The following is a 2080-nucleotide window of genomic DNA, read 5'->3' on the forward strand; positions in this document are numbered from 1 at the left end:
GGATCTGGCCCCTGCAGCACGATCGCCTTCAGCGTCGCCTGCTGCCCCTCCGTCAGCCGGCAGGGCCGACCGTCGCCCCAGTGGTCCGACAGCCCAGACCTTCTACCGGAACCTCTGGTAAGGCGTCCCAGCGGCTGGCCGCCATCAGCGTGCTCCTCGCTAACCGCAGCCCGGCTACGTGGTCTCGCTGCGGGACGATGGGCTGGTTTCGGTGGAGCAGTACGCGCGAAGGCGCATGGGCGAGAGCCGCATGGTCTGAGCCAGTCGGCGGCGCGCTGCACCTGCTCCAGGGTCACTCTGGGTTCGAGGCGCTCCGGCGGCGACAATCGGGGGGATCAAGCCGCCGGAGCTTCAGCCGTCCCAGTGGGGGAGAATCAGGACGACTTGCCTACAATCTTAGCTATGCACAGTTTTGTTCTGTAAAAACTAGGAAATAGCTTACGGCTAAGGAAAAATCCCTCCCAGGTTGGGGCTCGGCACAGCCGGGGGGCCATGTGCCGCAACCGGAGATCGGCAGCGCAGATCAGTCGGGGGATCGATCCGCGCTGCCGCTCCGACCCTGCAGTGGTCTAGTGCGAGCAGCGGCAACGACCACATCCTTGGCATGAGCCTGCCGCCCGATGACCAGATGCCGCCCGCGAAGTCGAAGATCTCGCCCGAGGAGCGCCGGCGCCGAGACGTCGATCGGCTAAAGAGTCTTCGCCTTCGGATGGCGATCAGCCGCGAGTTGGACGAGCGCGGCATCACCACGCCCAATAAGATCGGCGCTGCGCTCGGGATGCCGCCGGCCGAGGCGACCAAGCTGCTGATCCGGCATCAATGGCGAGAGGGCGACGTGGCGCAACTCGCGGCTGCGGCGGCTCGGCTGGGGGTACTAGTGCCGAAACCCTCAAGCGACAGCTGGCCGAGCTGAACGGGGTGACTGCGGCAGCGCCGGCTCACCTGCGATGCGGGGGTGATCGCAAGCGAGACACCGCTCTCAGCCCCGCACCAGCTTCCCCCAAGCCCGCAACACCGTCCCGCACATGGCCAGCGGCTCGATCGCGCTCCACTGCCCATGGTGCGGGTAGGCAGCCCGTCCAGCAGCCTCAGCCCCCGTGGATGGTGCGGTCAGCCTCGGACTGCCGGCGGGCACCTGGACGAGCCAGTCAGTGATGCGGAGGAGGCGGCCGAAGGGAGTCATCCCGGCCAATGCTCACCTCACCTCGTGCCACGGCTCTGCTCGCTGGCCGCACTCGAAGACGACGATACTGTCGTAGAAGGAAATGGACTTTGTGGTCCGGCAGAACTCGGAGACTGGGGTTGGGTGCCCGACGCGTTGGTCTGGCGGCGTACCGTACCGGTCGAAGGCGTTCCGGCGCATGGTCCACTCTTGGAGCGATCGACAGCGGTCGAATGCGAAATCCAGGAAGGACTGCCCGTCGTAGCGGTCCGCGAAGTCGCCACCCCAGAATGCGGTGTGGGTATCCTCGACCATGTATATGCCGTGCTCCGGCATGGTCGGGTAAACGGTTTCGAAGCTGACGATCTGCTGGTTAGCGGTATGGCCACCGTCGTCCAGCACAAGGTCCGGCGTGCCTACCTCGGCCAGTATGCGACGCAGGAAAGCCGGATCCGCTTGGTCGCCAATGAAAACCCGCGTGCCATCGGTCACGTAGGCTTCGCAAGCGGGATCAATGTCGAGGCCAATGATCTGGGCCTCGGGGCCTAGATACTTCCGCCACATCTCCAATGAGCCGCCCTTGTAGACGCCGATCTCCAACATCCGCACTGGGCGGCCTCGGAACCCTCCGAAGTGCCGCTCATAAACATCAAAGTAGTGATGCCACTTGTGCACCTGTCGGGTGCGGCGGCTCGGGTCCAGAAAAATCTGGTAAAGTTGGCTGTTGATGTCGGACTGCTGCATGCAGTGATCCTAAAGCCATCCCCGAAAGAACGACAGGAACCGCCGCACCGTCCCGCACATGGCCAGCTACTCCCTGACCCTAAGCTCGAGTTTGGCCATTTCCGGGGTGAGGCGGCGGAGCGGGCGACGGGCTAAGGTGGAGGCGTCCTGGCCAGAGGACCGCCCCCATGTTGA

At 64.7% G+C, this 2080-nt stretch carries 2 protein-coding genes; one reads left to right on the top strand and one right to left on the bottom strand.

The window, feature by feature from the left end; translation table 11 throughout:
• Window positions 1-604 precede the first annotated feature (604 nt).
• Window positions 605-913: a hypothetical protein gene (locus tag BLR02_RS28155; protein WP_090665488.1), complete on the top strand. Its 309-nt coding sequence runs from the start codon at window positions 605-607 to the stop codon at window positions 911-913.
• A 282-nt stretch (window positions 914-1195) separates the two neighbouring features.
• On the opposite strand, the gene BLR02_RS28165 is transcribed toward BLR02_RS28155, so the two are convergent.
• The gene (locus BLR02_RS28165) at window positions 1196-1906 is read right to left on the bottom strand and encodes a class I SAM-dependent methyltransferase (RefSeq protein WP_090665490.1); all 711 of its coding nucleotides are present in this window, start codon (window positions 1904-1906) and stop codon (window positions 1196-1198) included.
• Between the last annotated feature and the right edge of the window lie 174 nt (window positions 1907-2080).

Origin of the sequence: Belnapia rosea (assembly GCF_900101615.1) — a bacterium.
Lineage (GTDB): Bacteria > Pseudomonadota > Alphaproteobacteria > Acetobacterales > Acetobacteraceae > Belnapia > Belnapia rosea.

Bases quoted from the DNA above. Each gene is read 5' to 3' on its own strand.
- BLR02_RS28155 (WP_090665488.1), top strand. From the start codon at position 605: ATGAGCCTGCCGCCCGATGACCAGATGCCGCCCGCGAAGTCGAAGATC.
- BLR02_RS28165 (WP_090665490.1), bottom strand. From the start codon at position 1,906: ATGCAGCAGTCCGACATCAACAGCCAACTTTACCAGATTTTTCTGGAC.